Annotated in this window: 24 protein-coding genes; 7 read left to right on the top strand and 17 right to left on the bottom strand. The window is 64.9% G+C overall.

The genetic code is table 11. From position 1 onward, the window contains the following. Nucleotides 1-21: 21 nt before the first annotated feature. The 3 genes from ACIPUB_RS04705 to ACIPUB_RS04695 form a co-directional block, all read right to left on the bottom strand. The gene (locus tag ACIPUB_RS04705; RefSeq protein ID WP_407606312.1) at nucleotides 22-276 is read right to left on the bottom strand and encodes a hypothetical protein; all 255 of its coding nucleotides are present in this window, start codon (nucleotides 274-276) and stop codon (nucleotides 22-24) included. An 85-nt stretch (nucleotides 277-361) separates the two neighbouring features. Further along, nucleotides 362-3,826: a TM0106 family RecB-like putative nuclease gene (locus ACIPUB_RS04700; RefSeq protein WP_407606311.1), complete on the bottom strand. Its 3,465-nt coding sequence runs from the start codon at nucleotides 3,824-3,826 to the stop codon at nucleotides 362-364. Between the two features lie 118 nt (nucleotides 3,827-3,944). Continuing rightward, nucleotides 3,945-4,613 carry an alpha/beta family hydrolase gene (locus ACIPUB_RS04695; protein ID WP_407606310.1) on the bottom strand — a complete coding sequence of 223 codons (669 nt, stop codon included), beginning with the start codon at nucleotides 4,611-4,613 and terminating at the stop codon, nucleotides 3,945-3,947. 163 nt (nucleotides 4,614-4,776) lie between these two features. On the opposite strand from ACIPUB_RS04695, the gene ACIPUB_RS04690 reads away from it, so the two are divergent. Both ACIPUB_RS04690 and ACIPUB_RS04685 read left to right on the top strand, forming a co-directional pair. Next, entirely contained in the window at nucleotides 4,777-5,217 is a 441-nt protein-coding gene (locus ACIPUB_RS04690; protein ID WP_407606309.1) for a MarR family winged helix-turn-helix transcriptional regulator, read from the top strand. Then, nucleotides 5,214-6,422: an MFS transporter gene (locus tag ACIPUB_RS04685; protein WP_407606308.1), complete on the top strand. Its 1,209-nt coding sequence runs from the start codon at nucleotides 5,214-5,216 to the stop codon at nucleotides 6,420-6,422. Before ACIPUB_RS04690 ends, ACIPUB_RS04685 begins: the two co-directional genes overlap by 4 nt. A gap of 18 nt (nucleotides 6,423-6,440) precedes the next feature. On the opposite strand, the gene glsA is transcribed toward ACIPUB_RS04685, so the two are convergent. The 6 genes from glsA to ACIPUB_RS04655 all read right to left on the bottom strand — a co-directional run bounded on the left by glsA (nucleotide 6,441) and on the right by ACIPUB_RS04655 (nucleotide 11,111). Continuing rightward, a complete protein-coding gene (glsA, locus tag ACIPUB_RS04680; protein WP_407606307.1) occupies nucleotides 6,441-8,228 on the bottom strand; it encodes a glutaminase A in 1,788 nt (595 codons plus the stop codon). Between the two features lie 5 nt (nucleotides 8,229-8,233). Next, the gene (locus tag ACIPUB_RS04675; RefSeq protein ID WP_407606306.1) at nucleotides 8,234-8,917 is read right to left on the bottom strand and encodes an SGNH/GDSL hydrolase family protein; all 684 of its coding nucleotides are present in this window, start codon (nucleotides 8,915-8,917) and stop codon (nucleotides 8,234-8,236) included. A 194-nt stretch (nucleotides 8,918-9,111) separates the two neighbouring features. Then, entirely contained in the window at nucleotides 9,112-9,408 is a 297-nt protein-coding gene (locus ACIPUB_RS04670) for a hypothetical protein (RefSeq protein WP_302263434.1), read from the bottom strand. Between the two features lie 29 nt (nucleotides 9,409-9,437). Next, nucleotides 9,438-10,046: a DUF3105 domain-containing protein gene (locus ACIPUB_RS04665; RefSeq protein ID WP_407606305.1), complete on the bottom strand. Its 609-nt coding sequence runs from the start codon at nucleotides 10,044-10,046 to the stop codon at nucleotides 9,438-9,440. A 13-nt stretch (nucleotides 10,047-10,059) separates the two neighbouring features. Then, the gene (locus ACIPUB_RS04660) at nucleotides 10,060-10,704 is read right to left on the bottom strand and encodes a DUF305 domain-containing protein (protein WP_407606304.1); all 645 of its coding nucleotides are present in this window, start codon (nucleotides 10,702-10,704) and stop codon (nucleotides 10,060-10,062) included. 74 nt (nucleotides 10,705-10,778) lie between these two features. After that, nucleotides 10,779-11,111, bottom strand: a complete 333-nt coding sequence (locus ACIPUB_RS04655) for a hypothetical protein (protein ID WP_407606303.1) — start codon at nucleotides 11,109-11,111, stop codon at nucleotides 10,779-10,781. A 153-nt stretch (nucleotides 11,112-11,264) separates the two neighbouring features. Between ACIPUB_RS04655 and ACIPUB_RS04650 the strand changes: the two genes are divergently transcribed. Both ACIPUB_RS04650 and ACIPUB_RS04645 read left to right on the top strand, forming a co-directional pair. Then, on the top strand, nucleotides 11,265-11,996 hold the full coding sequence (locus ACIPUB_RS04650) for a M50 family metallopeptidase (RefSeq protein ID WP_407606302.1): 732 nt from the start codon (nucleotides 11,265-11,267) through the stop codon (nucleotides 11,994-11,996). 471 nt (nucleotides 11,997-12,467) lie between these two features. After that, entirely contained in the window at nucleotides 12,468-13,958 is a 1,491-nt protein-coding gene (locus ACIPUB_RS04645; protein WP_407606301.1) for a TIGR01777 family oxidoreductase, read from the top strand. A 10-nt stretch (nucleotides 13,959-13,968) separates the two neighbouring features. Here ACIPUB_RS04645 and ACIPUB_RS04640 read toward each other — a convergent pair whose 3' ends face one another. The 6 genes from ACIPUB_RS04640 to ACIPUB_RS04615 all read right to left on the bottom strand — a co-directional run bounded on the left by ACIPUB_RS04640 (nucleotide 13,969) and on the right by ACIPUB_RS04615 (nucleotide 19,834). Next, on the bottom strand, nucleotides 13,969-15,081 hold the full coding sequence (locus ACIPUB_RS04640; protein WP_407606300.1) for a YihY/virulence factor BrkB family protein: 1,113 nt from the start codon (nucleotides 15,079-15,081) through the stop codon (nucleotides 13,969-13,971). Between the two features lie 55 nt (nucleotides 15,082-15,136). Further along, nucleotides 15,137-16,006 carry an EamA family transporter RarD gene (gene rarD / locus ACIPUB_RS04635; RefSeq protein ID WP_407606299.1) on the bottom strand — a complete coding sequence of 290 codons (870 nt, stop codon included), beginning with the start codon at nucleotides 16,004-16,006 and terminating at the stop codon, nucleotides 15,137-15,139. Nucleotides 16,007-16,078: 72 nt separating this feature from the next. Next, nucleotides 16,079-16,897 carry a phosphonate ABC transporter, permease protein PhnE gene (gene phnE, locus ACIPUB_RS04630; RefSeq protein WP_407606298.1) on the bottom strand — a complete coding sequence of 273 codons (819 nt, stop codon included), beginning with the start codon at nucleotides 16,895-16,897 and terminating at the stop codon, nucleotides 16,079-16,081. After that, nucleotides 16,894-17,703, bottom strand: coding sequence for a phosphonate ABC transporter ATP-binding protein (locus ACIPUB_RS04625; protein ID WP_407606297.1), 810 nt, complete (start codon nucleotides 17,701-17,703; stop codon nucleotides 16,894-16,896). Before ACIPUB_RS04625 ends, phnE begins: the two co-directional genes overlap by 4 nt. Next, the gene (locus ACIPUB_RS04620) at nucleotides 17,703-18,617 is read right to left on the bottom strand and encodes a phosphate/phosphite/phosphonate ABC transporter substrate-binding protein (RefSeq protein ID WP_407606296.1); all 915 of its coding nucleotides are present in this window, start codon (nucleotides 18,615-18,617) and stop codon (nucleotides 17,703-17,705) included. The genes ACIPUB_RS04625 and ACIPUB_RS04620 overlap by 1 nt, the downstream gene beginning before the upstream one ends. A 14-nt stretch (nucleotides 18,618-18,631) precedes the next feature. Beyond that, nucleotides 18,632-19,834, bottom strand: a complete 1,203-nt coding sequence (locus ACIPUB_RS04615; protein ID WP_407606295.1) for a TIGR03364 family FAD-dependent oxidoreductase — start codon at nucleotides 19,832-19,834, stop codon at nucleotides 18,632-18,634. A gap of 166 nt (nucleotides 19,835-20,000) precedes the next feature. Here ACIPUB_RS04615 and ACIPUB_RS04610 point away from each other — a divergent pair, with 166 nt between their 5' ends. The 3 genes from ACIPUB_RS04610 to ACIPUB_RS04600 all read left to right on the top strand — a co-directional run bounded on the left by ACIPUB_RS04610 (nucleotide 20,001) and on the right by ACIPUB_RS04600 (nucleotide 22,519). Continuing rightward, entirely contained in the window at nucleotides 20,001-20,759 is a 759-nt protein-coding gene (locus ACIPUB_RS04610) for a GntR family transcriptional regulator (protein ID WP_407606294.1), read from the top strand. A 31-nt stretch (nucleotides 20,760-20,790) separates the two neighbouring features. Beyond that, nucleotides 20,791-21,483 (top strand): phosphonatase-like hydrolase, encoded by a 693-nt coding sequence (locus ACIPUB_RS04605; RefSeq protein WP_407606293.1) that lies wholly within the window; start codon nucleotides 20,791-20,793, stop codon nucleotides 21,481-21,483. 319 nt (nucleotides 21,484-21,802) lie between these two features. After that, entirely contained in the window at nucleotides 21,803-22,519 is a 717-nt protein-coding gene (locus ACIPUB_RS04600) for a transglycosylase family protein (protein ID WP_407606292.1), read from the top strand. A 121-nt stretch (nucleotides 22,520-22,640) separates the two neighbouring features. On the opposite strand, the gene ACIPUB_RS04595 is transcribed toward ACIPUB_RS04600, so the two are convergent. Both ACIPUB_RS04595 and ACIPUB_RS04590 read right to left on the bottom strand, forming a co-directional pair. Further along, a complete protein-coding gene (locus tag ACIPUB_RS04595; protein ID WP_407606291.1) occupies nucleotides 22,641-23,990 on the bottom strand; it encodes a permease prefix domain 1-containing protein in 1,350 nt (449 codons plus the stop codon). Continuing rightward, nucleotides 23,990-24,352, bottom strand: a complete 363-nt coding sequence (locus ACIPUB_RS04590) for a PadR family transcriptional regulator (protein ID WP_264268387.1) — start codon at nucleotides 24,350-24,352, stop codon at nucleotides 23,990-23,992. The genes ACIPUB_RS04595 and ACIPUB_RS04590 overlap by 1 nt, the downstream gene beginning before the upstream one ends. Nucleotides 24,353-24,459: the final 107 nt, after the last annotated feature.

Here is a 24,459-nt window from a genome sequence, read left to right as displayed (position 1 = left end):
CCGCGCGCCCATCACCGCGCATCACTTCGTCATGCTCGGAGAGCAGGTGTTTGTCTCGACGCCCGCCGTTCCGGCCTCTCTGTCCGGGTGCATGGCGCCGTCCTGGTGGCGCTGGCCCGGAACCGGTGGGCGTGCTCCGATTCGGGTGGACGCCAAGGGAGTGCACATGGCCGCGGACGCACGGGGGCTGCGCCGCAATTCTTCGGCCAACGCGCGCACGGCGACAGGCTGGGTGGCGAAAATACGGCTGTCCAGCGGTGCATGTGAATTGGTCATGCCCAATCTTCTCCAACGGACGTGTCCCACCGGCGAACCGGACATGAATCCCTGGGGGTGCCGCCGGGTTGGTCGGCCCGCTGGCTCAGGACCCCAGAGCCAGGAACGCCCCGAGCTGTGCGAAGGCAGCGGGGGTGGACGGCAGGAAGTGCGTCAGCGCGGGGGAGCGCACGATGACCGCCCGCCATTGTCCGCGCGAGACTGCCACGTTGATCCGGTTGCGGTTCAGCAGGAAGTCGATGCCGCGGGCCGCGTCATCGGCCGAGGAGCACGCCATGGAGACGATGACCACCGGCGCCTCCTGCCCCTGGAACTTGTCGACGGTGCCGACCTTCACGTCTTCCAACCCTGCCGCGTCGAGCTCGATGCGCAGCAGGTTCACCTGCGCGTTGTAGGCGGCGACCACCAGGACGTCCTTTGCCAACAGCGGCCTCGGGGACTCTGCCTCGCCTCCGGCCCAGGACAATCCCATGTGGGCGCGCACCTGGTTGATGACCTCGTGCGCTTCCTCCACGGACTGGGTGGTGTTTCCGCGGTGCTCCACCAGAACGGTGGCCACCCCGGCGGGGACCTGCGAGAGCGAACGCTGTGCGGCCGCGGAGGCCGAGTGCAGCTTGGACTCGTAACTCAGCGCCGAGACCTTGGCACACAGCTCCGGGTGCATGCGCCACGAATCGGCCAGGAAGTAGCCCAGCTCCTCGGGCAGCGTGGGGTGCCCGGCGCTGAGCCAGCCCAGCGCGGACTCGTCCACCGGCTGCGGGTGCGAACCCTGGGTGACCTGCGGCAGCTGCTGCGGGTCACCCAGCAGGAGCAGGCGGGTGGCGGCACGGGAGACCGCCAGCGTGTTGGCCAGCGAATACTGTCCGGCCTCGTCGATGACCAACAGGTCCAGGGAGCCTTCGGGGACCCGTTTGCCGGTCATGGTCCAGGCGGTGCCGCCGATCAGTGCCCCCTGATCTGAGTTCAGCAGATCCTCAACCGCGTCGTCGGTGGTGCCGGACCACGGGACCTCGGTTTTGTCCCCGGCCTTAAGCTTCTTGGCGACCTGCTCCGGATGCACCCCGGCGCTGGTGATGGCCTTGGTGAGCACGTTGCCCACCACCGAGTGGGACTGGGCCACCACACCGACCTTCCAGCCCTGTTTCACCAAGGCCGCGATGACGTGGGATGCCACGTAGGTCTTGCCGGTGCCGGGGGGTCCCTGGACGGCCAGATAGGAATGGTCCAGGTCACCCAATGCCTCGATGATGGCACCCACGATGTCGGGGTGCCCGTTGACGATGTTGGGCACCGGCGGGGTGGAAAGTGTCTTGAAGCGCGGTGCCGACTTGCGCAGGATGTCGATCCCCGGGTGCCTGGGCAGGGAAGGCAGCGCACCGCCGACGGTGCGGGCCAGCTCGGCCAGTGCGTCACGCAGGGAGGTGGTGTTGATCGGCTGGTCCGGGGTCAGCGCCACCGGAAGGGTGCCAAACGGCGGGACCTTGGTGTTGGATTTTTCGGTGATGACGACTCGTTCGTCGTTCTCCTTCACAGTGGCGTTGAACAGCCCTGCCCGCCCGGCCATGCTCGGTTCGAGTTCGGGAGGCAACGGCTGGGAGTACATGGCAAACCAGCTCGAGCCGACCTTGAAGTCCGAACCTTCGGCCATGGTGCCGCTCAGCTCGGTGACCCGGGATTCAACCCTGGCCCTGGTGCTTGCCTTGTGCCAGTCCTCGAGCACCGTTGCCTCGTCGACAACGAACACGTTGCGGGTCTCGGCCCACGAATCGAAGGGCGCATCGAGCCGGTCGAAGTGCTCCCACCAGAATTGCTTGGCCTCGCGGCGGTGGTAGCCGGTGGCGGCGGCAACCATGGCGATGGCCCGCTCGTCGTTGGACAGCGCCCGGTCCTGCGGCAGGGATTCGAGGTACTCGCGCAGCGCGATTTCCTCAGCGCTGGGCTCGACGTCGTCGACGCCGGGAAGGGGCGTCTCGTCCACCCACTCGGTGCGCGTTTCGTGCGGGACCAGGCCCAGCAGCCAGTCGCGCAGGCGTAGCGTGGAGAGGCAATCGTATTCGTTGTAGTCGCGGATGGATTCCAGGATCCGCCCGGCCTCGGCATCTTCAACGCCCAGCTGCTCGGTGTACTTGGCGTAGGCGACGACGGAGGCGCCAGCGTCCTTGACGTCCCCGCCGCGCAGGTGCTCGCCCATGTAGAGCGGCTCGAGCTTCTTGATCGAATAGGAGCGCTCGGAGATCAGCAGCGAGTGGCGGACGGTGTCGTAGAGGTCCACCAGCAGCCCATCGCGCAGCCACTGGTCGATGGTGTCCTCGGCGACCAGGTGGCGCAGCGAGAGGTTCCGAAGGGCGCTCTTCTCATAGGGCGCGTAGTGGTAGATCTTCATCTGGGGGAAGACCGCTCGGCGCGCCTCAACGTAGGCGACGAAGTCGGTGAAGGCCTTGCGCTCCTCGGCCCGGGAATGCGCCCAGAAGGGTTTGAACACCGGTTCGGCCGTATCGATCTCGATGACGCCGAAGAGGTATTCCAGTCCCCAAGACTCGTCAAAAGGATCCTGCCACAGCGGATCGCCTTCGAAATCGAAGAAGATGTCCCCGGTGTTGGGTTCCGGGAGCCGGGAAATGGTCTGGCCGGCACTGACCTTGTAGGCAACCCCGCCGATGGTCCCGTCGCTGGTTCCGAGCCCGACCTGCATGCGGGCCTGTTCGGCAAGCTTGTGGTGCGGGTCGCGTGCCTTGGTGTTGCCTGCGGCGAGCTCGTCAATGGTGGTGATTCCGGCTTCCATGAGCTTCCTGCGCTTGACTGTGCTCATGCCGGCGACCAGCAGCAGGTCGCGGTGCTTGGCCACCTGCTCGGCGCAGTAGTCGCAGCGACCGCAGGCGCCGATGCCGTCCTGGCCCCAAGCCACCGGGTCGGAAGCGGCCCGGTGGGCTGCGGTGAGGGCCTTGAAGCGGGCCCGGCGCTCCTTGAACACCGGGAGCAGCTCATGCATCTGGTGCACCGAATGCGTATTGTCCCCGAGCACCAGGGTGGTCTTTGCGGCGACCGGGATTCCAGCGGTGATGAGCTGGTCGCCGTAGGCAGCCAGCTGGAGCAGGGCCGTGACGCGGGCGTGGCGGGCCAACTTGGTGTCCCACACCGCGTAGGAGCCGTCGGCCTCGCGGATGAGGAAGTCGGCAAAGCCGACGAATTCCCCGTCGAAGAAGGTCGCCTGGAACACCACGTCGGCGCCCTTGAGCAGCGCCTGGTGCGTTTCCTCGTGTGCCTGCTCCAGCGAGGCCCGATCCCCGCGGACTCCGGCGGCGAGCATCTTGACGCCGCGGCCGGTGGTTGGGTCGTAGTCGCCGAATTGTGCGCGCAGCTCTTTCAGGACCTTGTGTTCATGGGCGTCGCCAAGCACCGCGGTGCGGTCGAGCATTTCATCGGGTCCGAAGTCGGCCTTGTCGCTGCGCCCCAGGCGTTCGTCGAGCTTGCTCAGCGAGGCGAATTCGCAGCTTGCGGCCACCACGAGGTCGGATGCGGAGTAGATCAGGTCCTGATCGAGGAAAAACACGGGACGGGTGCTCCTTTTGCCTAGGCGTAGCTCTGAAACTAGCATCCGGCCACCGACAATTCGGATTTGGGTGCGAATGCCGGCGGTGCCGACCACGCGGTGGCCGGTGGTTGATGGACTAGTCCGCGTTCAGTTGCCTGCGGATGAAATCTGCGGTGGTCTCGGCGAGCCCGGCTCCGTCTTCGGAAATGGTGCGGCCGGAGCGGGCTACCTTGAACGAGTGATCGGCGCCTTCGAACCAGACGACTTCGCTGTCTTCGTTTAGTTCGGAGACCACACGGTTCAATATTTCCGGATTCGCGAATGGGTCGCGGGTGCCTTCGAGGAAGAGCATCGGCACCTGCAATGGATAGAGGTGCTCGTCACGTAGCTTGTTTTCCTTCTTTGGCGCATGCAACGGGTAGCCCAAGAAAATCAGTGACCGGCTGTCCATGCCCTCGGCGACTGCCAGCGATGCCATCCGACCGCCAAATGATTTCCCGCCTACGAATACCGCTAGTCCGCCGGAAACGTTGGATCCGGCCCACTCGCGCACCCGTTTCCACGTGCTGATTGCCAGAGGCGCCCGGTCCGGGAACTTCTTGCCTGCATCCATGTACGGGAAGTTGAATCGCAGCACCGAGATACCCTCGCGCGCAACGGCCCGGGCATAGCCGGACATGAATTCGTGGTCCTTTCCGGCCCCGGATCCGTGGGCCAGGATCAAGAACGCCGTGGGATTTTCGGCGTTATCAAGCAAAGCGGTGACGATTCCGGTTTCGCACGGGATGTTCAGTTCCAGGCTCATGCTTCAAGCGTAGTTCCGGTTACCCCGGTGGGCAGCACCACCCGGCGGCCGGCCGAGCGCGGAAAACCCTTGCTTTAACCGGCCCCGGTGCCCCTTGCCCATGAGGGGGCGGGGATACCGCAATTTACTTAACTTAGTTATATAACTGCGTTATACTTGTTTCATGTCTTCCGAACTCGGCCCGGTCCTTTTCAAGCTGCTGGCGGCCACCCACCGACTCTCGCGCAGTGCTGTGGTGCGCCTCGACCACGGGCTGTCGGCCTCGCACTACCGAACGCTGGGGATCCTGCGTGACGTCCGATCCATGCGGATCGGCCAATTGGCTGAACAAAACCGCATCTCCCAACCGGGCATGACCAAGATCGTTGCGTCCCTCGAGGCCCAGGGGCTGGTCGAACGGGTGCAGGACGATGCCGATTCAAGGGCTTGGCTCATCGAGATCACGGACACCGGACGCCAGACCCTGATCCAGCGCGGAAAGGACCTGGCCGCAGTTCTCAAGGATGACTTCAACGATCTCACCGAGGAACAGATCGCGGTTCTGGCCAAGGCTGCGGAAATCCTCGATTCCAAACCTGACAAGGCGAGCGCAGAAACCAAATGAAGCAACCCAAGGCTGTGTGGGCGGTCGCGTTCACCTCAATGATTGCCTTCATGGGCATCGGGCTGGTTTCCCCGATCCTTCCTTCCATCACCGAGGAGCTGGGGGCGACCACCACCCAGACCTCGCTGCTTTTCACCTCGTACCTGGTGATCACCGGCGTGGCCATGCTCTTCACCTCCTTCATTTCCTCCCGCATCGGGGCACGCAAGACACTGATGATCGGTTTGGCGGTCATTGTCCTGTCTTCCTTCGGCGCGGGCTCCTCGGGGAGCATTGAAGGGATCATCGCCTTCCGCGCCGTGTGGGGACTGGGCAATGCCCTGTTCATTTCCACTGCACTGTCGACCATCATTTCCGAATCCACGGGCAACCCTAGCTCGGCCATCATCCTCTACGAGGCTGCCCTCGGGCTTGGCCTGGCCATCGGCCCGCTGGTCGGCGGGATGCTGGGTTCGGTTGCCTGGCAAGCGCCGTTCTACGGGACCTCGGTCCTGATGGCCCTGGGCTTCATCCTGCTGGCCACCATGATGCGCGGGGCCACCGCCAAGAACGAACCGACCCCTATCGGCGCGCCATTCAAGGCACTGGCCAACCCCGCTCTGCTGGTCATGGCACTGGTCGCGTTCTTCTACAACATCGGCTTCTTCGTGATCATGTCATTCACCGCCTACCCGCTGCACTTCACAGCCATGGGCATCGGCTTGGTGTTCACCGGCTGGGGCGTGGGCCTGGCCCTGACCTCCGTCTTCGGGGCGCCGTTACTGACGCGTCGTTTCAAGCGGACCACCGTACTGATCGCGACGCTGGCACTGCTGAGCCTGACCCTGGTGGCCTTCGCCCTGTTCATCGATTCCCCGCGGGCACTGGTGGTGATGATGGTCGTTGCCGGCCTCGAATTGGGCATCATGAACACCGTGCTCACCGAAGTCGTCATGGAGGCCACCGACCTACCACGCTCGGTGGCCTCGTCCAGCTACTCCGGCATCCGCTTCCTGGGTGGCGCGGTCGCCCCTCCGGTTGCGGCGGCACTGGCGGCCGCCTTCACGATGGCCATTCCGTACTTCATGGGCGCGGCCTGCGTGTTGCTGGCTGCGATCCTGCTGTTTTCTTTCAAGCGCCTACTGGCACACGCGGAGCGGCACGAAGCCGCGCCGCGGGACGAAGCACTCTTCGAAGCCGAGGCCCTTGGCGTGGCCGACAGATAGGAACCTGCCCCGCCGGCCTTAGTGCAGCGGGAAGTTCGAATCCTTGATGTTCGCCTCGACCCGGGTGTAGGCATCGCGGGCGACAGCCTTCCAGAAACGCAAGGCAGTTCCCGGGTCATCGGCCTCCAGCGTGGCGATCGACGCGGCCGAGAGCACCTTCAGGTGCAGCCTGCCAACGGCCGTGACCCGGGTGGTCTGTTCGCCCTCACCGCCCAGGGCGATCTCGCCGAAGGTCATGCCCGCCGAAAGCGTCGCGTGCCGCACCGGCTTGCCGTTCTGCAGGGTCGAGGTGACCACCTTGCCCTTGAGGATGAAGTAGACGCCGCCGAATTCCTGGCCGGGCCGGCGGATAATCCGACCGTCCTCGATCCGGGTCTCCTCCATCAGGGATTCGAGCAGGTCGATGTCCGCGGCGTCCAGCGGTGCCAGTGCCGCGAAGTCGCAGACCGCGACCTCGCTGGGCACCAGGTCGTCGCCGCCGTAGCGCTGCAGCAACGTGGTCTCTGCCCATTCCACTGCGTCGTTTCGGCTGGGGAAGCAGCGCAGCGACTCCAGCGGTTCGAAGGCCTTTTCCTGCACCAACACCATGGTTCGGCCCTCGGCCTCAAATTCCCGGCCGAGCTGGTGGATCATCTGCACCGCGATCCGGTCGATGTCATCGACCCGGCGCAGATCCAGGATCACCAGTTCCACGGAAGTGTCCAGTTGGCTGACTTCGCGCACCATGGACTCGGTGCCGGCGAAGAGCAGGTCGCCGGCCAGCTCCACGATGTGCGCCCGTTCCCCGTACTCGGCCAACAGCTTGCTGGCGGCATCGGTGTAGCGGGTGTAGGACGGGGCATCGGTGATGTCGAAGTGGTCGCGGATTACCGAGCGGCCCAGGCGGGCGGCGCGCACGAAGTGCATCCCCATGTCGGCGCTGATGCGTTCGCTGGCGGCGACCCCGCGCACGGAGGAACCGTGGAGGTCCAGGGCGGGGGAGTAGATGGCTAGTCCCACCTGGCCAGGAAGCACGGCAATCAGCCCGCCGCCGACTCCCGATTTGGCGGGCAGCCCCACGGCGGAGATCCATGCTCCGGCATCGTCGTACATGCCGCAGGTTGTCATGACCGACAGCGTGCGCTGGACCGCTTCCTTGCTCATGACCTGAATCCCGGTGCGCGGCTGGGTGCCGCCATTGGCCAGCGTCGCTGCCATCATGGCCAGGTCCTGGGTGTTGACCATGACCGAGCAGGCGCGGAAGTAGTCCTCCAGCACCGGTGTGGGGTCGGACTCGATGATGTCGAAGGAGCGCAGCAGGTAGGCCAGTGCGCGGTTGCGGTGCCCGGTGAGCGCCTCGGAGGCGTAGATGGAATCACTCAGGTCCAACCGTCGCCCGGCGGCAGTGGAGAAGTGTTCCAGGATGCGCTCGAAGCGCGGGGCGTCGGTGTCCCGGATCAGCGAAACCGTGGCAATGGCCCCGGCATTGATCATGGCGTTGGCCGGGCGCCCGCTGCCCCGGGCCAGCGAGATCTCGTTGAACGCGTCCCCGCTGGGTTCCACATCGATCTTCGTATCCACCGCTTCCAGCCCGATGTCGTCCAGCGCCAACGCGTAGGAGAACGGCTTGGAGATGGATTGGATGGAGAACTCCAGGTCGGCATCCCCGATCCGGTACACGTGGCCGTCGACGGTGGCCATGGCAATGGCGAACTTCGAGGGATCGGCGTCGGCCATCGCCGGGATGCCCTGGTAGGGGGTTCCTGCCGTGAGATCCAGAAGGTCGGCATGGAGGTCCGCGAGGTAGCTGTCGATGGGGGAGCGCATGACTCCTAGCCTAGGGGTTCGACGCCCGCCGTGTCCGCGATGGCCTGCATGGGCTTGGTGGTCAGGGCCTGTCCGATGGCAGCTCCGAGGATCTTGGCGCCCTCGACATTGGGGTGCACCCCGTCGTCGCTGAGTCCTTCAATGAAGGTGTTCGCCTCGCTGCGCAATCCGGCCGACGCGTCCACGTATATCCAGCCGCGCTCGCCGGCGAAGGTTTTCAGGAATTCGTTGTAGGCCACCGTTGCCGCAACGGCGTCGTCGCGGGGAGGAATGCTGCTCAACAGAACCATGGGTGCGCGTACGATGCGGGCGATGCGCGCCAGGTTCTCTCCGATCAATGTGTGGCTGGTGCCGTGTGCGAGGTCGTTGGTGCCGGCCAGGATGACCAGGGAATCCGCGCTTCCGGCACGCAGGGCCACGGCCATGTCCCCGCTTTGGGCACCGCCCAGAGCCCAACCGCCGGTCCATGCCAGGGTGGCGGGCGTGCCGGGTGTGTTGACGTACCTGACCCAGGAGGCTTCGCCGACGTGGCCGGCGGCCACCTTGCGGCTTCCCGCCGCCGTGATCGAGTCCCCGGCCACCATGAAGGTGTTGTGGTTTCCGCCCGCCGGAACAGCGAAGGCTTGCGGCACCGGCTCATCTGCGCGCGGCATGCCGGACAGACCCAGCAGCCCCACGAAGACGGCCATGCATGCAAGTATCAAGAAGGGTTTGCGAGTTCCCAAGGTGTTGCCCCTTTCCTGCATTAATCGTAGTGGCCGCGGGTCCCTGATTCGGACTCGTTCCTGCAACGATTGCTTCCCGGGTGCGACAAGTCACGGCGGCTTTCCGAACGAGGATTCGTCGGGAAAGCCGCCGTGAGCGGGGATGGAATGCGGTGCGGTTACTTGCGCCGTCCGGCCACCAGCGAGGCGAGAATCACTGCGGCAGTGACGGAATTGACCGCGGGCCAGGCGCCGATCTTTTTGGCGAGCGGATGGGATGCCCCGAATGCTGCAAGGTAGAGCCCTGTCAGGGCAGCTGCCCTCGGGGTTCCGGCGTTGGCTTTCCACAGAAGGAAGGCTCCGGTTCCCGCGGCGGCAAGCACCGCGCCGCCCAGCGGGCGGTTCTTGGTGGTGCGGGCGGTGGCGAAGCCGCCGATGAGTCCGGTTCCGGCAATTGCCGAGGGCAAAAATGACATGGTTGGTGGTTCTCCTTTTTCCATTTAGCTTAGACGCCGATGCCGCCGGTGCACGGGGCGCCGGGTTCGAGGGTCTGGGGTCCTTGGCGGTACTTCGTGATGAAGGTCTTGATGCGGGGGTCATCCGCGGAATCGACGCTGAGCTGTTCGCCCCAGGCCGTCAGCTTGATCTTCCCGTCCTGGCTGGGGAAGGGGCTCAGGATGAGGTAGGTCTTGTCTCCCACCGTGTCCTTCAGTGCGGAAACCTCCGCATCGCTGATGCCGTCGTAGGTGATCCACACGGCGCCGTGTTCCATGGAGTGGACCGCATTGTTCTCCGGCACCGGGGTCTCATAGATCCCGCAATTGAGCCAAACGGGATTGTGGTCCCCGCCCACACCAGGCATCTGGTCGTAGGTGACGGTCGTGTTGACGTGGTTCGCCGAGGCCACCTCGTAGGTCTTGACACCGTCGATGGGTGCGGCGGCCTCCGCAACTGCGGCCGATTTTTCCTGGGCGGCGCCGCTGAGGACGACCGCGGTGGGGACGACGATGGCCAGGGCGGCGGCGGCGACCAGGGCCACGGTCAGCAGCTTGGTTCGTTTTTCCTTGGCTTTTGCCTTGGCAAGGACCATTTGGGCTTCTTCGCGCTTGTTCATGGGAGTGTGTCCTTTAGCTCAGCTGTGCAAGCAGCTGGGTCAGGGCCGAGATTTCGGCCTGTTGGGTCTTGACGATCTTGTTGGCGAACGCGGCAACCATGGGATTGTCTCCACGTTGCAGGTAGGCCTCGGCCATTTCGACTCCGCCCTTGTGGTGGGCGATCATCAGTGTCAGGAATTGCCGGTCCGCGGCCGTGCCGCGTGCGGCGGTGAGCTTTTGGATGTCGGCCTCGCTGGCCATGCCCATGGAGGCCATGGTGTGGGGTTCGCCGGGGGCGACGCTCCCGTGGCCGGCATGCGAGGCGTCCTCGTTGAGGAGGTCGCTCATCCACGTCATGGATTCACCGGTTTGGGCCAGGCCCCAGGTCTCAAGCCAGGCAAACATCTGACCCGATTGCTGCTGCTGGGTCAACGCAATGTCGTAGGCCATCGAGCGCACGGCAGGGTTGGTCGAGTTTTCACGAATGACCATGGAAAGCTGCACCGCTTGGTGGTGGTGCGTTTGCATGTCCCGGGAGAAGCCTGCCTCGGGGGAGGCCTCGGAGGGTAAATTGCTGCGCGGATTGGCGGATCCCAGGATCCAGCCGCCGGTGGCCATGGCCAGCATGAGTGCCACCACGGCAATGACCAGGGCGCGGGAAGTTTTCGGTTCGGACATAGTGGGTCCTCGGAACGAAGAAGGCGGTGCACCCGGAATCGGGCACGCGGACGGCAGGAGGAGGAAGCCGTTGTCTACGTTCGGGAAATGGAGAGTTCGTGCAAATCCGGTGCCCGTGCCTGCTGCTGGTCCGACATGTGGCCATGTGCAGCCGGGCCTGCCGGCGCGGCGCCATAGGCTCCCGAGGTGTCGGGGCGCGGTGCAATCTGGGCGACGTTGAGCTGGGGGTCCACGATCGGTTCGCAAAGGTGCTGGGTGGGCGAATCCGTCGGGCAATGCCATGTTCCGGCCGTCTGTGCCGTAATTGCTTGAATCGGGGACGCGGACCCCTTGGGATCGGAACCCAGGGACTGACCCAGGGGCAGCATCAAGGCCAGGGCAAGCAGCAGTCCAATGAATCGCTTCATGCACATGCCGCCCTTCAAGTCCGGTGAAAATTGTTAGTTGAGGAATCAACGATATAAACGTCAGTTGTGCATTAGCTGTGAGCCAGGTTGGGATACCTCATCCCCAACGCGGCTGGTGCAATCGGCGCGCGGGGCAAGACATAGGCTGGCTGAATGGAAATCATTGAGCGGTGGTGGCAAGCGGTGCTCGCGGGCTTCAACAGTAGCGATCCGTTGACACTGACCCCCTGGCCGTTGCTGGGCTTGGCTGCCTTGTGCGTGCTGCTGACCGTGCCGCGGGCAACCTGGCGGATTTTTGGGCTGTACGTGACATTCGTGCACGAACTGGGCCATGCTTTTGCTGCGTTGCTGACAGGAAGATTCATCCACGGATTGAAGATCCGGTTGGATCATTCGGGGGAATTGGCCAGTAGCGGCAAACCGGGATTCTCCGCGGTGTTCAGCGGCTTCTGGGGTTACCCGACACCTGCGGTGGTGGGCCTGGCACTGGTCGCCTCGACGTATTACGGCCATGCTTCCGCGGCACTTTCCATCGGCGCCCTCGTCCTGTTGGGTTCGCTGATCTTCCTGCGCAATTGGGCGGGCATCGCGGTGGCGCTTTGCTCTGCGCTGGCAGCGCAGCTGCTGGTGGTCTACACCCCCGTCAGGGCCATCGCCTGGGTAGTGCTTGGACTGGGCCTGATGCTCTTGGTCGGATCGGTGCGAGACCTGTTCAAGGTCATTGGCGTACACACCCGCCGGCGCGGATTGGTCGCCTCTTCGGACGCCTACATCCTTGCCACGCGAAGTTGGTTGCCGGCCTGGTTTTGGCTTCTTGGCTTCACCGTCGTGATTGGCGGCTCGGTGTTGATTGCGGGCTGGATGATCGCTCTGATGCTGCGCTAGCGTCCGGTCATTTTCTCCCCCATCCACCGAGCCGGCTGGACGGCATGGGTGGCCCGCGGGATGCGGAGCGTTAGGCTCACCGGCCACCCCGTACGGCAATGTCGATTACGCAGGCCGCGGTTTGGATGTTGCGCCCAGGACAGGCCGCCGGCCAGCAGGCTGTCTTTGGATGAAATGCAACGCAAGTGCCCTCTGGATATCAGGTTCGTCCACCTCATAGGCCCTGGATATTTGTTCCAGCGTCCACCCGGCGGTGCGCAGCTCCATGAGGGTTGGATAGGCGGGCATGCCAATACGCATGGTCACCGCTCCCTTCAGACTGGGTCGATAAGTACATTCAACAGCACGGCACAGACACTTTGGCCGGTGACGAAAGGCCGCGACGCACTCAAGGGATCTGCTGCGGGGCATATCTTTCGCCTAGTGTGGGTGGAAGGGGGAACCGCCGCGAGATAAAGGATGCACACAGCCATGGCAATCTTTGAATACACGACCCACCTGCCCTACCCGCGGGAAACGGTTTTCCGCTGGTTTGAGCGACCCGGCGCCTTGCCTCGGCTTTGCGCTCCGTTTAGCGGTTCAATCAGGCAGGAACCGGACAAGGGGATTGCCGTGGGATCGCGGGCCGTCATGGATGTGGCGGCACCGGGGACACTGGGCACCGGCTTGGCCGCCGCCGTCGCCGCGGGGGCACAGGCGCTGGGACTTCCCGGCCGGGTGCGCGCCGAAATCCCGTGGCATGCCAAGCACATTTCCCTCAACCCCGGGCACGACTTCACCGACATCATGGAGTCAGGGCCGCTGGCCCGCTGGGAACACCAGCACCTATTCACCGACGCCGGCGACGGGCAGAACCGCGGCACCGTGATGCGTGATGTCGTGGAGTACGAGCTCCCGCTCATGGGCAGGCTGCCGCTGGACCGCGCACACAAAATCGCCGAGCGGGCCTTCAAGCACGAACTCACCCAGGTCTTCCGGTACCGGGAACGGATGCTCAGGGCGGACCTGGCCTTCCACGCAAGTCATGACGCCAAGCCACTGACGATTGCCGTGGCCGGTGCCTCCGGCCTGATCGGCACCCAGCTCTGCGCCCTGCTGGGCGGTGGCGGGCACCGCGTCAAGCGACTGGTGCGCGACCGGCACGCGGCCACCGGCGAGGACACGATCTTCTGGGCGCCGGATCACGCGGTGCTCGACGCCGAGGAACTGCGCGATGTCGATGCCGTGGTGAACCTGGCAGGACACACCATTGGCGGAAGGTTCACTGCAAGTGCCAAGGAGGAAATACGCTCCTCGCGCGTGCTGGGAACCGGTCTGCTCGCCCGCGCGCTGGCATCCCTCGCCAACGACGGGAAACAACGCAGCCTCATCGTGGCCTCGGGCATTGGCATTTATGGGGCGAATCCTCACGTCGCAGGGCGGGCTGTTCCGCTGGGGGAGGACGCGGAACCCGGAAAGGATTTCCTCGCGGAGGTCTGCGCGGCCTGGGAAGACGCATGTTCGCCCGCTCGCGAGGCTGGGGTGCGCGTCGTCAATGTGCGTACCGGCCTGGTGCAGTCGCCGGCCACCGGTGTCCTGCAACGGATGCTGCCGCTCTACGCCCTGGGGCTGGGAGGGCCCCTGGGCTCGGAGGCCTGGCAGTCCTGGATCAGCATCGATGACGTGGTGGGCATCTATGCCCATGCGCTGTTGACCGATTCGCTGGCCGGACCCGTCAACGCGGTCGCTCCGCACCCGGTGCAGGCCAAGGATTATGCGCAGGTCCTCGGCAAGGTTTTGCGCCGGCCCGCCCGCATCCCGATCCCCGCGTTCGGGCCCAGGCTACTGCTGGGCAAGCAGGGTGCCGAGGAACTGGCGTTCGCGGACCAGCTCGTCTCCGGCCGCAAGATCGAGGACAGCGGCTACCTGTTCAGGCATCCGGATCTGGAATCGGCTTTGCGTCACGTGCTGGGGCATTTCTAGCAGTGCGCCCCTAGCGGTCGGCACCGTGGCGTCTGCCCACCAGATATGCCCCGATGGTGCCGGCGGCCGCCGACAGCAGTCCCCAGGGCACTCTCGGACCTGGCAACTCCGCGTCGGGGTGCGCGTCCCCGCCCGCGCGAACCCGCAGGGCACGCGCCGCTTCATGGTCATCAAGCAGGGCCAATTGCGCCTTGGCGATTCCCGTGTCGTCGCGGGTTGGTAACGCCAGTTCATCCTCCACAGCCAGACCTGCGCGCAATTCCCGGACTCGTTCGACTTCGGCATCTAGCTCGGAACCCAGCAGCAGCGAGATATTTGCCAGCCAGATCCACAACAGCAGGATGATCACGCCTCCCAGGGCGCCGTATGCGCTTTGGTACTTGCTGAAGTTCACGACGTAGAAGAAGAATCCCGTGGTACTGATAGCCAAGATCACCAAGGCGCCCAGGGACCCGACGCTGATCCAGCGAAACTTGGGCTGCCTGACGTTCGGGGTGAAATGGTAGAGCAGTGCGACCATGAGCACCGCAATCAGCACGAGCACCGGCCACTTGGCAATGTTCCACGCCAAGAGCGTCGCCTCGCCCAGGCCCAGCACGGAGCCGATTCCCTCGGCGACGGGTCCCGAAAGGACCAGGAGGGCAATGGCCAACACCGCCAGGCACAGGATCACCAGCGTCAACAGGTACATCTGGGGCCGCAGCTTCCACAGGGGACGGCCTTCGGCGGTGGAATAGGTGCGGTTCAAAGCCCGGCCGAAGGCGCCCACGTAGGCCGAGGCCGACCACAGGGCCACCAGCAAACCGGCAATCAACGTCCACCCGGCCCCGGTCTGTTGGCCGAGCTGTGTCAACAGGGTTTCGGCGTTGGCGCCCATCTCGGCGGTGCTGATCTGGCTGATGGTCTGGACCATGAAATCCCTGGTCTCGGGTCCGCTGCTGATCATTGAGAGCATCGAGAGCAGTGCCAGTATCCCCGGAACCATTGAAAGCACCGAATAATAGGTCAGCGCGGCCGCAAGGTCGGTGGCCCCGTCCCGGGAAAACTCCCGTGCCGTTCGCTTTATGGCATAGAGCCAGGAATCCCTGCGTAGTTCGAGTTCACTGCTTTGTGTCTGGTCCACTGGGCAATCCACCTGCTTCCGGCGAGGCTGGCATGGTCTTTTCCCACCTTACTTCCTAGGTTCCCCTGCGCAAGGAACGTGCGGACCGAAATCCGTCGGCGGCCAAGATGACCAGGGCCAGGACTATGGGTGCGTAGGTGAATGCGTCACGGACGAAGAGCTGCTCGCCCATGGCAACGGCGGCGACCAGGAGCAACACCGGTTCGACGTAGCTGAGCAACCCGAAAAGCGAGAGGGAAAGCATGGAGGCGGCACCCAGGTAGAAGAACATTGCCAAGGCACCGAACACCCCGATGGACAGCACCGGAACGATGGCCGCCTCCGGCCCGCGGACTCCGGTGAGGATGAAATAGACGGCCAGCGGCGTGAGGAACAGGATCTCCAGCGTGAACGCGGCATTGGACTCAAAGCGTGCGGCGCGCCTGGCTGCAAAGTAAATGGGATACCCGAGGCAAATGAGCAAGGTGGGCCAGGCCAGGCCGCCGGCGAAGAGCAACTGGTGGCCGACACCCACCACCGCCAATGCCACCGCGACTTTCTGTCCCCGGGACAGCCGCTCGGAGAAGGCTGCACGCCCCACGACCACCATGACCAGGGGAAGCAGGAAATAGCCGAGAGAGGTCGCCAGCGCGAAGTCGTTCATGGGCGCGTACATGAACAGCCAGAGCTGCACCCCGACCAGGGAACTGGCGATGGCCCCGTAAAACAGCAAGCCGGGCCTGGCCCTGATGCGTCCAAGCAAGGCAATCATCTGGGAGCGGCGGGCCGGAACCAGCGCATAGACCGGGGCAACGATCAGAAGGGTCAAGACAATCCGCCAACCGTAGACTTCCGTGTGGCCGATGTCCTTTAGGGAACCGGAAATCAGGAAGACGGTGGCGAACAATGCTGAAGCCAACAGGGACGCAAGAACGCCGCGGTTCATCGATGACGCTCCGTAATTCGTATTCGACTTGGTGTTTCAGTCTAGGGGAGCAACGTTCCGGGCTTGGCCCAACTAGACTTCCAGCTTTCGCCTGATAACCGAGGAGAGCTGGTCGACGAGGATGATCAGGACCAGGACCACCACGATCTGGGTGGCCATCGCATCGAAGCGGAACGACTTGATGGACTGGTTGATCAGCAACCCGATGCCGCCGGCCCCGACCAGCCCCAGGACCAGCGAGGAGCGGACGTTCACGTCGAAGCGGTACAGCAGCAATCCCACGAACTGGCCCAGTGCCATGGGCAGCGCGGCATGGGTGACCTGCTGGAACCGCGAGGCCCCGGCCGTGGCCAACGCCTGCTGGGGGCCGGAATCGGTTTCCTCCATCGACTCCGCCCACAGTTTTCCCATGACGCCGGTGTTGTGGCAGATCAACGCGAGCACGCCGGCAAACGGGCCAAGTCCCACCGCGGTGACGAAGATCAGCGCGAAGACGATGTCCGGCACCGCCCGGAAGAAGGAGAGGACCGCGCGGGAGAGCTGGTAGACGATCCGGTGCGGCGTGGTGGTGCGCGAGGCGAACACCGCCAGCAACAATGCCGTCGGGATGGAAAGGGTGGTGCCCAGCAACCCGATCCACAGGGTCACGGTGGTCGCCTTCAGCGCCGGGGCGAGGACCGATTCCCAGTCAAGGTCCGGCGGGAAGGCGTCGCCCAGGAACGCGGCCATGCCCTCGGCGCCCGTGACCAGTGCCGACACCTCGAAGTCGGTGCCGCGCAGCGCGAAGACGTGCAGGACGATGAACGCCGCGATGGCTGTGAGGATCGAGGTGATCCGCCACCCGGCGTTGGGGACCTTGGGGACTGAAAGGGCGGGAACCTGCGTGCTCATGCCGCTGCTCGATTCGGGGTGTAGAGGCGGGACTGCATGGAGGCGTCGAGTCCGGAGATGTCCCCGGAGTATTCGATGCGGCCATCCACCAGACCAATGACGTTGTCCGCGTGGCGCAGGGCCAACTCCGGCTGGTGCAGGACCGCCGCGACCGCTAGGTTCTCCGCATGGGCAAGTTCGGCCAGCAAGGCCATGACTTCCTCGGCGGCGCGCGGGTCGAGTGCGGAGACCGGCTCGTCGGCCAGCAGCACCGAGGCGCGCTGGCACAGGGCGCGGGCCACAGCCACGCGCTGGGCCTGGCCGCCGGAGAGCCGGCCGGCCTTCTCGTGGGCGCGGTCGGCCATGCCGACGCGGGCCAAGGCCGCCATGGCCTCTTCCTTCAGCTCGCGGGGGAAGAACATCGGGCTGACGGAGGCGGGGCCGCGCAGCCGGCCCAGGGCACCGGCGCACACGTTCTCCAACGCCGTGCGCCGCGGGACCAGGTGGATCTTCTGGAAGACCATGGCCACCGAAGACCGTGCCCTGGCCAGTTCGGTGCCGCGCAGCGTGGACAGCTCGGTGCCGTCCAGCGTGATGGATCCGGCCTCGGGGGTTTCCAGGCCCATGATGCACTTGAGCGTGGTGGATTTGCCCGAGCCGTTGGCGCCCAGGAACGCCAGCATGGAGCCGCGGGCGAGGGTGAAATCGACCCCGTCAAGGACGATGCGCCCGCCAAACGACTTGGTCAGGTTCCTGACCTGCATGATCTCCTCGCCGGCCGGAGCGGCCGGGTGCAATGCGCGATGCGGCAGCCGTAGCTTGGTCATTAGATGTCCTTCTCGGTCAGGCCCATGGTCTCGGCCAGGTCGAAGAGCGGGTTGTAGGTTTCCTTGGTGACCTCTATCAGGGGTCCGGCCGGGGTGACGTCAAGGAACTTGCCGACGGCCTCGATGTCCGCGGGCGCCAGGTTCAGCAGGGCGTCCTTGACCGCCGCCTTGAAGGCCGGGTCGGCGTCGGCGGAGACCGTGATGGGGTCGTTCGGGATGGCCTCGCTCTTCCAGACCTGGCGGAAGCCGGTCGGATCGAAGTTGCCTGAATCTATGGCGCTGGCCAGGGTCTGCGAGTTGATCTGGGCCGCGTCGACGGTGCCCTTGGTCAGGGCCAACAATGCCTCGGGGTGCCCGCCGGCATAGTTCATGTTCAGCTCGTCCTCGGCGATGCCCGCCTTCTTCAGGCCAAAGCGGGGCAGCACGTCCCCGCTGGTGGAGCCGACCGAGCCCAGGGCGAGGTCCTTGCCGCGCAAGTCATCGATGGCCTTGATGGCGGAATCCTTGGGAACCCAGATGCCGGCGGTGTAGGAGGAGAGCTTGCCGTCCGCGGTGCCGAAGGAGACCAGCGGCTCGGCGTTGGCCTTGGTGGAGGCGAAGACGAAGCCCATGGGCCCGAACTGTCCGATGTCGAGTTTGCCGTTGCGCATCGAGAGCACCTCGGCCGCGTAGTCCTCGACCACCTGGACCTCGACCTTGCAGTTCAGTTCCTTGCCCAGGGCGGAGGCGAGGACCTTGTAGGCGGGTTCGAGCTTGGTCGGGTCCTCGAAGGGTTCGATGCCGAATTTCAGTTCGCCGGAGGGGCAGAACGACCCGGCGTCGGCCGCGGCCGGGGCCTCGGTGGAGGAACAGCCGGCCAGGGCGAGGGCGGCGACGGCGGCAAGGGACATGGCGAGGGTGCGTGGGATTTTCATGGTGCGGCGGGTCCTTAGCGAGTGACGGTGGCGGTGGGCCGGGGGAGGGGACGTGCGGTGAGGTTTGCCTCGGCCAGGCCGAAGGAGATGGTCATGCCGATGCCGCTGGTCACGGAAACCAGGGTGATGGCCTCGCCGATGTCGCGGACCAGAACGGGGGAAACGTCGGAGGAGGCGTAGATGCCCTGCCAGCGTTCGGTGGTGGCGAACGACTCCACATCCAGCACCTTCGCCGCGGCCCGGAGCAGGATCCCGGACGTGGATTCATCGAGGAACGGGTCCTGGGTCAGGTCATAGGAGTGCGAGTCCCCGAGCAGCAAGGTTCCGTCCGGACGCTGGGTGAACATCACGTTGGCGCCGATCCCCAGCAGGTCGGGGTGCGTCGCGGCGACCTCGGCGCGCAGTGCGCTCGCCGAGGGCATGTGCGTGAACGCGTCGTAGCGCAGCATGGAGGTCGCGGTGAGCACGGCAGGGACGATGGTGGTGCTTTCCGGGGCTCCGGCGGCCGTCATCTGCAGCGCGCACCGTTCGATGCGGTGCTCGGCCGCGATCTGCGGGAACAGGTAGTCCACGTCGTGGCCGACACAGATGTACACCTGGTCGGCCTCGAAGTCGCCGCGGCTGGTGTTGACGCGGGCCCGGCGTTCGGAACCCTGCCCGAACCCCAAGGCAGCGGTGTTGAAGTGGACCGCTGCCCCTTCTTGTTCGTGGAGCCAGCCCGCCAGCGTGCCCACCGTGCTGCGCGGGTCAACCCTCAGGTCATCGGCGAGGAAGGCGCCGCCGCGGATGCCGTCGGTGTTCTCGCGGCCGAGCTTGGCCCGGACTTCCTCGGCACCCAGCACGCTCACCTGGCCCTCGGGGCGGGAATCGGAGAATTCGCGCAGCAGCTGGAGCTCGGTCTCGGTGGCGGCAACCACCAAGGCCCCGGCTTCGATGGCCCAGAACCCGGCCTTGGCGGAGAAATCGAGCCAGTGCCTTCGGCCGGCCTGGGCAAGGTCGTAGAGGTCGCCGTGTTGGGCGGTGATGCAGGCATGGCCGAAGTTTCGCACCGATGCGCCCACCGCACGGTGGTCGCGTTCGATGACGGTGACGCTCAGGCCGGCTTGTTGCGCAAGCGCGGCATGGGCCAGGCCGATGATGCCTGCGCCGACCACCACGACGTCGGTGCTAGCCACCGGTTCTACGGTGGCCCCGGATTTCATTTCGAAGATGTTCACGGCATTGATATTTGCCGGTCCCAAGACCTGTTTTCAAGCCAGAACAGCACTTGTCCAGACAAGTTCACCAACGGTTCATTTGGCCACCGGTCCCTTCATGAGCTGTTCATTCGCGGTTCACCAAAGTCCCCGGGATGCCGCCGATTCCACTTGTATGATCAAGTACGTGCTGTCAACTTCCGAAGAACCCATCCACCAGCGTCTCAGCGATTTGTTCCGTGAACGGATCTCCTCCGGCGACTGGAAAGAGGGCAGGCCACTGCCCAGCGAGGCGGAGCTCTGTGCGCAGAACGGTGTTTCCCGTGGAACCGTCCGTCAGGCGCTGGCGAGCCTGCGTAGCGAGGGCCTGATCACCGGGGGTCGCGGAAAGCCCCCGGTGGTCGCCCACCCGGTGCCCTCCCAATCGTTTGCCACCTTCATGTCCTTTACCGAGTGGGCCCATTCGCTGGGCCGGGAACCGGGACAGCGGACGCTGGAGATCGCACGGCGCCCGGCGGGAGAAGACCTGGCGGGAAAAATGCTCCTTCAACCGGGAGATCCCGTCATCCAGGTGTTGCGCCTGCGCTCGCTTGACGGGAATCCGACCATGGTGGAACGCAGCAATTTCGTCGCCGACGTCGGCAACGCACTCTTCGACTTCGACACCGACAGCGGCTCGATCTTCGGCTACCTGACATCCCGAGGCGTGGACCTGAGCCGGGGCCGGCATGTCATTGATGCCGTCGGTGCCGATGAGACGGATGCCTCCCTGCTGGGCGTGGCCGCCGGATCGCCGCTGTTGCGCGAGCATCGGCTGACCTACGCCGCGGACGGACGCATCCTTGAATGCTCGGATGACCGGTACCTTCCGCATCTTGCGAACTTCGTCATCGAAAACACCAGGGCGTCCAGGGCGGCTTTGGTGCGCGTCCCGCTGGTCGCCTGATATCTGATAAACCAACCAAAGGATGGAAACAATGATTGAACTTGTCGTCTTGGACATGGCCGGAACCACCGTCGATGAGCATGGGATCGTCTACCGCGCCCTCGAGGATTCGGTCACGGACACCGGAGCCAGCGTCGATGCCGCCGACCTGCAAACCTGGATGGGTGCCGACAAGACCGAGGCCATTGCCGCATTGATGGAACTAGGGGGCATCACGGCGGACTCCGGGCGGGTTGCCCGGCAGTTCGACCACTTCCGCGCCCTTTTGGCGGAGCGCTACGCGGCCAACCCGCCGGTCGCCCTTCCGGGCGTGGAGAACGCCCTGCGCGAGCTCAAGGGCCGGGGGATCAAGGTCGGACTGACCACTGGGTTCTCGCGGGATGTTGCGGGCCCGATCCTCGAAACCCTGGGCTGGGGGATTGGTGAAGGCCAGCTGCTCGATGCCGTGGTCACCAGCGACGAAGTCGCCGCAGGCAGGCCTGCGCCGTACATGATCCACCGGGTCATGGAAGACACCGGCGTGCACGATGTGCGCCGCGTCGTGGCCGGCGGTGACACGGTGGTCGACCTCTTGGCGGCATGCAACGCCGGGGTGCACGGGCTGGGCGTCCTCACCGGGGCACTGGGCCGCGAGGATCTCGAGCAGCACCCGCACAGCTGGGTGTTGGACGGTGTCAAGGACCTTCCCGGCGTTCTCGAGTCTTCACTAGTCAGCCCCAAATAATATCGTTTTGGTAACAGCGCCCCGGGGTCGATTGTGGTCTCCGGGGCGTTTTGTCGCGTGTGATTAACTTTTTTTAGCACTCTGACTAGGTTGAATGGATCCCTGGAGGACTCTCGGCTTGACGCGGCCCCGGGGTGGTGTCGTACCGTCGTTGAGTAACGTTTCTATAACATCAGGTTACGGAACACGTCTCAACTACCGCCGGATATCTGTGCGTTGTCCATTGCGGCGGTAGCCACTCGAATCGTCGATTGCGACGCCGGACAACGCCGCCATGATGGTCCTGGACGACCTATGCGGAGGATGGCACTGGAGAAACATGATCCAGCAGAATTCCAAGAGCAAAAACATTCGCCGCGGCGCAGCTTCTGTTGCCGCACTGGCCTTGGCCGGGGGAGCCATGGCAATGTCGGTGGCACCTGCCTCGGCAGCCAGCACCAGCACCTGGGACGCACTGGCACAGTGCGAGTCCGGCGGAGACTGGTCCATCAACACCGGCAATGGCTACAAGGGCGGGCTGCAGTTCTCCAGCTCGACCTGGAGCGCCTTTGGCGGCAGCGGAAGCGCGAACAACGCTTCGAAGTCCGAGCAGATCCGCGTTGCCGAACGCGTCAAGGCCAGCCAGGGTTGGGGCGCATGGCCCGCTTGCTCGGCCAAGCTTGGACTTTCCGGCGGCAAGGGCTCGGTAGCCAAGACCTACGAGTCTGCTCCGAAGAAGGAAACCGTGAAGAAGTCGAGCGAGTCGAGCGACAAGACCTCTTCCACCAAGTCCTACAAGACCAAGTCGGTTCCCGCCAAGAGCTACGCCTCCAGCGGCAAGCGCGCAGCTGCCCCGGTGGCCAAGGCACCGGCAATCAGCGTCAACGTCAAGGACTCGGGCAAGAACTACACCGTCAAGGCCGGGGACACCATGTTCAAGATCGCCCAGTCCCAGGGCCTGAGCAGCTGGCAGGACCTGCACGCCCTGAACCAGGACGTCGCGCCCAGCGCCGACCTCATTTTTGTTGGACAGTCGCTGGACTTGCCAACCAAGTAAACCGGTCCCTCGCGAGAGCGGACGAACGGCCAGGAGAGCTGTTCCGTAGTCAACCCCCAAGTGGCTGCGGAGCAGTTCTTTTGCGTATCCGCCTGAAATTCCTAGGTTCCGGCGGGCGGACTCAGGCGAAGGCGAACACCGGCGGAAATACCAGTACCACCACAGCGGCCCACGCACCGTAAACCGGCAGATAGCGCGTCTGCCAGCGCTCGAGCGTCGTGAACGGACGCCTGCCGCGCAGGAATCCGGCGGACAGCCAAGCGGCCCGCACCAGGTGCACCAACAGAAGCAGGTTCAGGCCGAGAGCGGCGACCTTGTTCGGGCTGAAGCCGAACTCCGCGATCCTGGCCAGCATCGCAGCCAGCATCACTGCATCCACGGCCAGGGCCGCCGCGACGAGGACCAGCTGCAGCGCATCGAAGAACCCCGGCGGGGCCAGCGGGTCGCGGGCGGACAGCGCGTAGAGCAAGAGGCACAGCACCAGCACCAGGATCGCGTCCATGAGGATAAGCAGGCCGCGGTCGACGTCGACCAGTCCGCCGGCGGTCGTGAGCACGATGAGCATGGCCAGCAGCATCGCAATCGTCAGGGGCGTGAATACGCGCGTCAGGACAGGTGCGATGTTCTCGATGACGTCCTGCTTGGCCTCAACCAGCCAGGCGGCTACCACCAAGGCCCCCGGAACGGCGAACGGCAGGATCCAGCCTTCCAGTACCGGTTCCAGGTCAAGGCCCACCAGCTGGAGCACGGCGAAGGTAAGCCCAATGAGCACGCCGCCGCCGAGCGCCAACAGGATGAAGTAGATGGCAAGTTCGCCGGTGAACCTCACGAAGTCCATGCGCCTGCCATCGGACCGCCACCGCCCGCCGACGTAGGCGACCCCCGCGAGCAGCCACAGGACCACCGGGGCATGCAGCCCCGCGAGCAGCCACGTGGAGCCGTCAAAATCGAACGGGTACATGTTGAGCGCGAGCACCAGTATGGCGAAGGGGATGGCCAGCGCGAGCGCCGTGGGCACCGAAATCCGCCGCTTCCACGCAAAGTATGCGACCACGAACGGGATGACCAGCAGCCCGAGGTTACGCAGCAGGGCGGCGTCTTCGCCCAGCCAGGTGAGTCCCGCCTTCAGCGCCAGGCCGGCCCCGACCGCGAGGGACAGGACAACGGCCAGCTCACGCCGGGGCGGGGCACCGGCGACTGCGGGTCCCTCCGGAAGAAGGACGAGCTGTTTCCACAACCGCTCCGAATGTTCGCTCGCGAATTCTCGAGAGACCGCATCGAGGTTTCCCATGCGCTTGATCGCCACCAGGAAGGCCTCGTCGTCGTCGAGCCCTCCCGCACGCCTGTCGCCGATCTGCTCGCGCAGGTGGTCCTCGAGCTCATCGAGGTCGGCGGGGGAGATGGCCCGGCGGCGGGCTACGTAGCCGCGCCACACCTGAATCTGGGCTTCAAGCCCTGCGTGCTGCTCCATTACGCCCATCCGGTTTCCGCGGCCGGCGGGCGCTGCGCCGAATGCCACACTTGTCGCAGCGCCTCGGCGACGACGGTCCATTGCCCTTGGCGTTCGGCCAGGGCGGCACGACCAGTCTCGGTGATGGCGTAGTGCTTGCGTCGCCGCCCTGCCTCCGAAACGCCCCAGGACGAACGCAGGTAGCCGAGCCGCTCCAAACGGTGCAGCAGCGGATAGAGCATTCCGTCAGTCCACTGCATGTCCCCGCCGGAAAGCTCGCTCACGCGCTTGATGATGGCGTAGCCGTGCATTTCGTCCCCCTCCAGGATCCCCAGCACGAGCGGGGTCGCCGATGCGGCGACCAGGTCCTTATCGATGCGCACGATGCCTCCTTACATAGATCTACTATGTATTAGACATCCGGCGTCTCGTGAAGGCAAGTTGAAGCGTAAAACGATTGCGATTGCCGGCCATTGCCGCTTAACGAGGT

It is taken from the genome of Paeniglutamicibacter sp. ORCA_105 (assembly GCF_045798545.1).
In the GTDB taxonomy this organism is placed as follows: domain Bacteria; phylum Actinomycetota; class Actinomycetes; order Actinomycetales; family Micrococcaceae; genus Paeniglutamicibacter; species Paeniglutamicibacter sulfureus.
The sequence above is the reverse complement of the archived record's forward strand: the minus strand, read 5'-3'. Positions and strand labels throughout refer to the sequence as shown.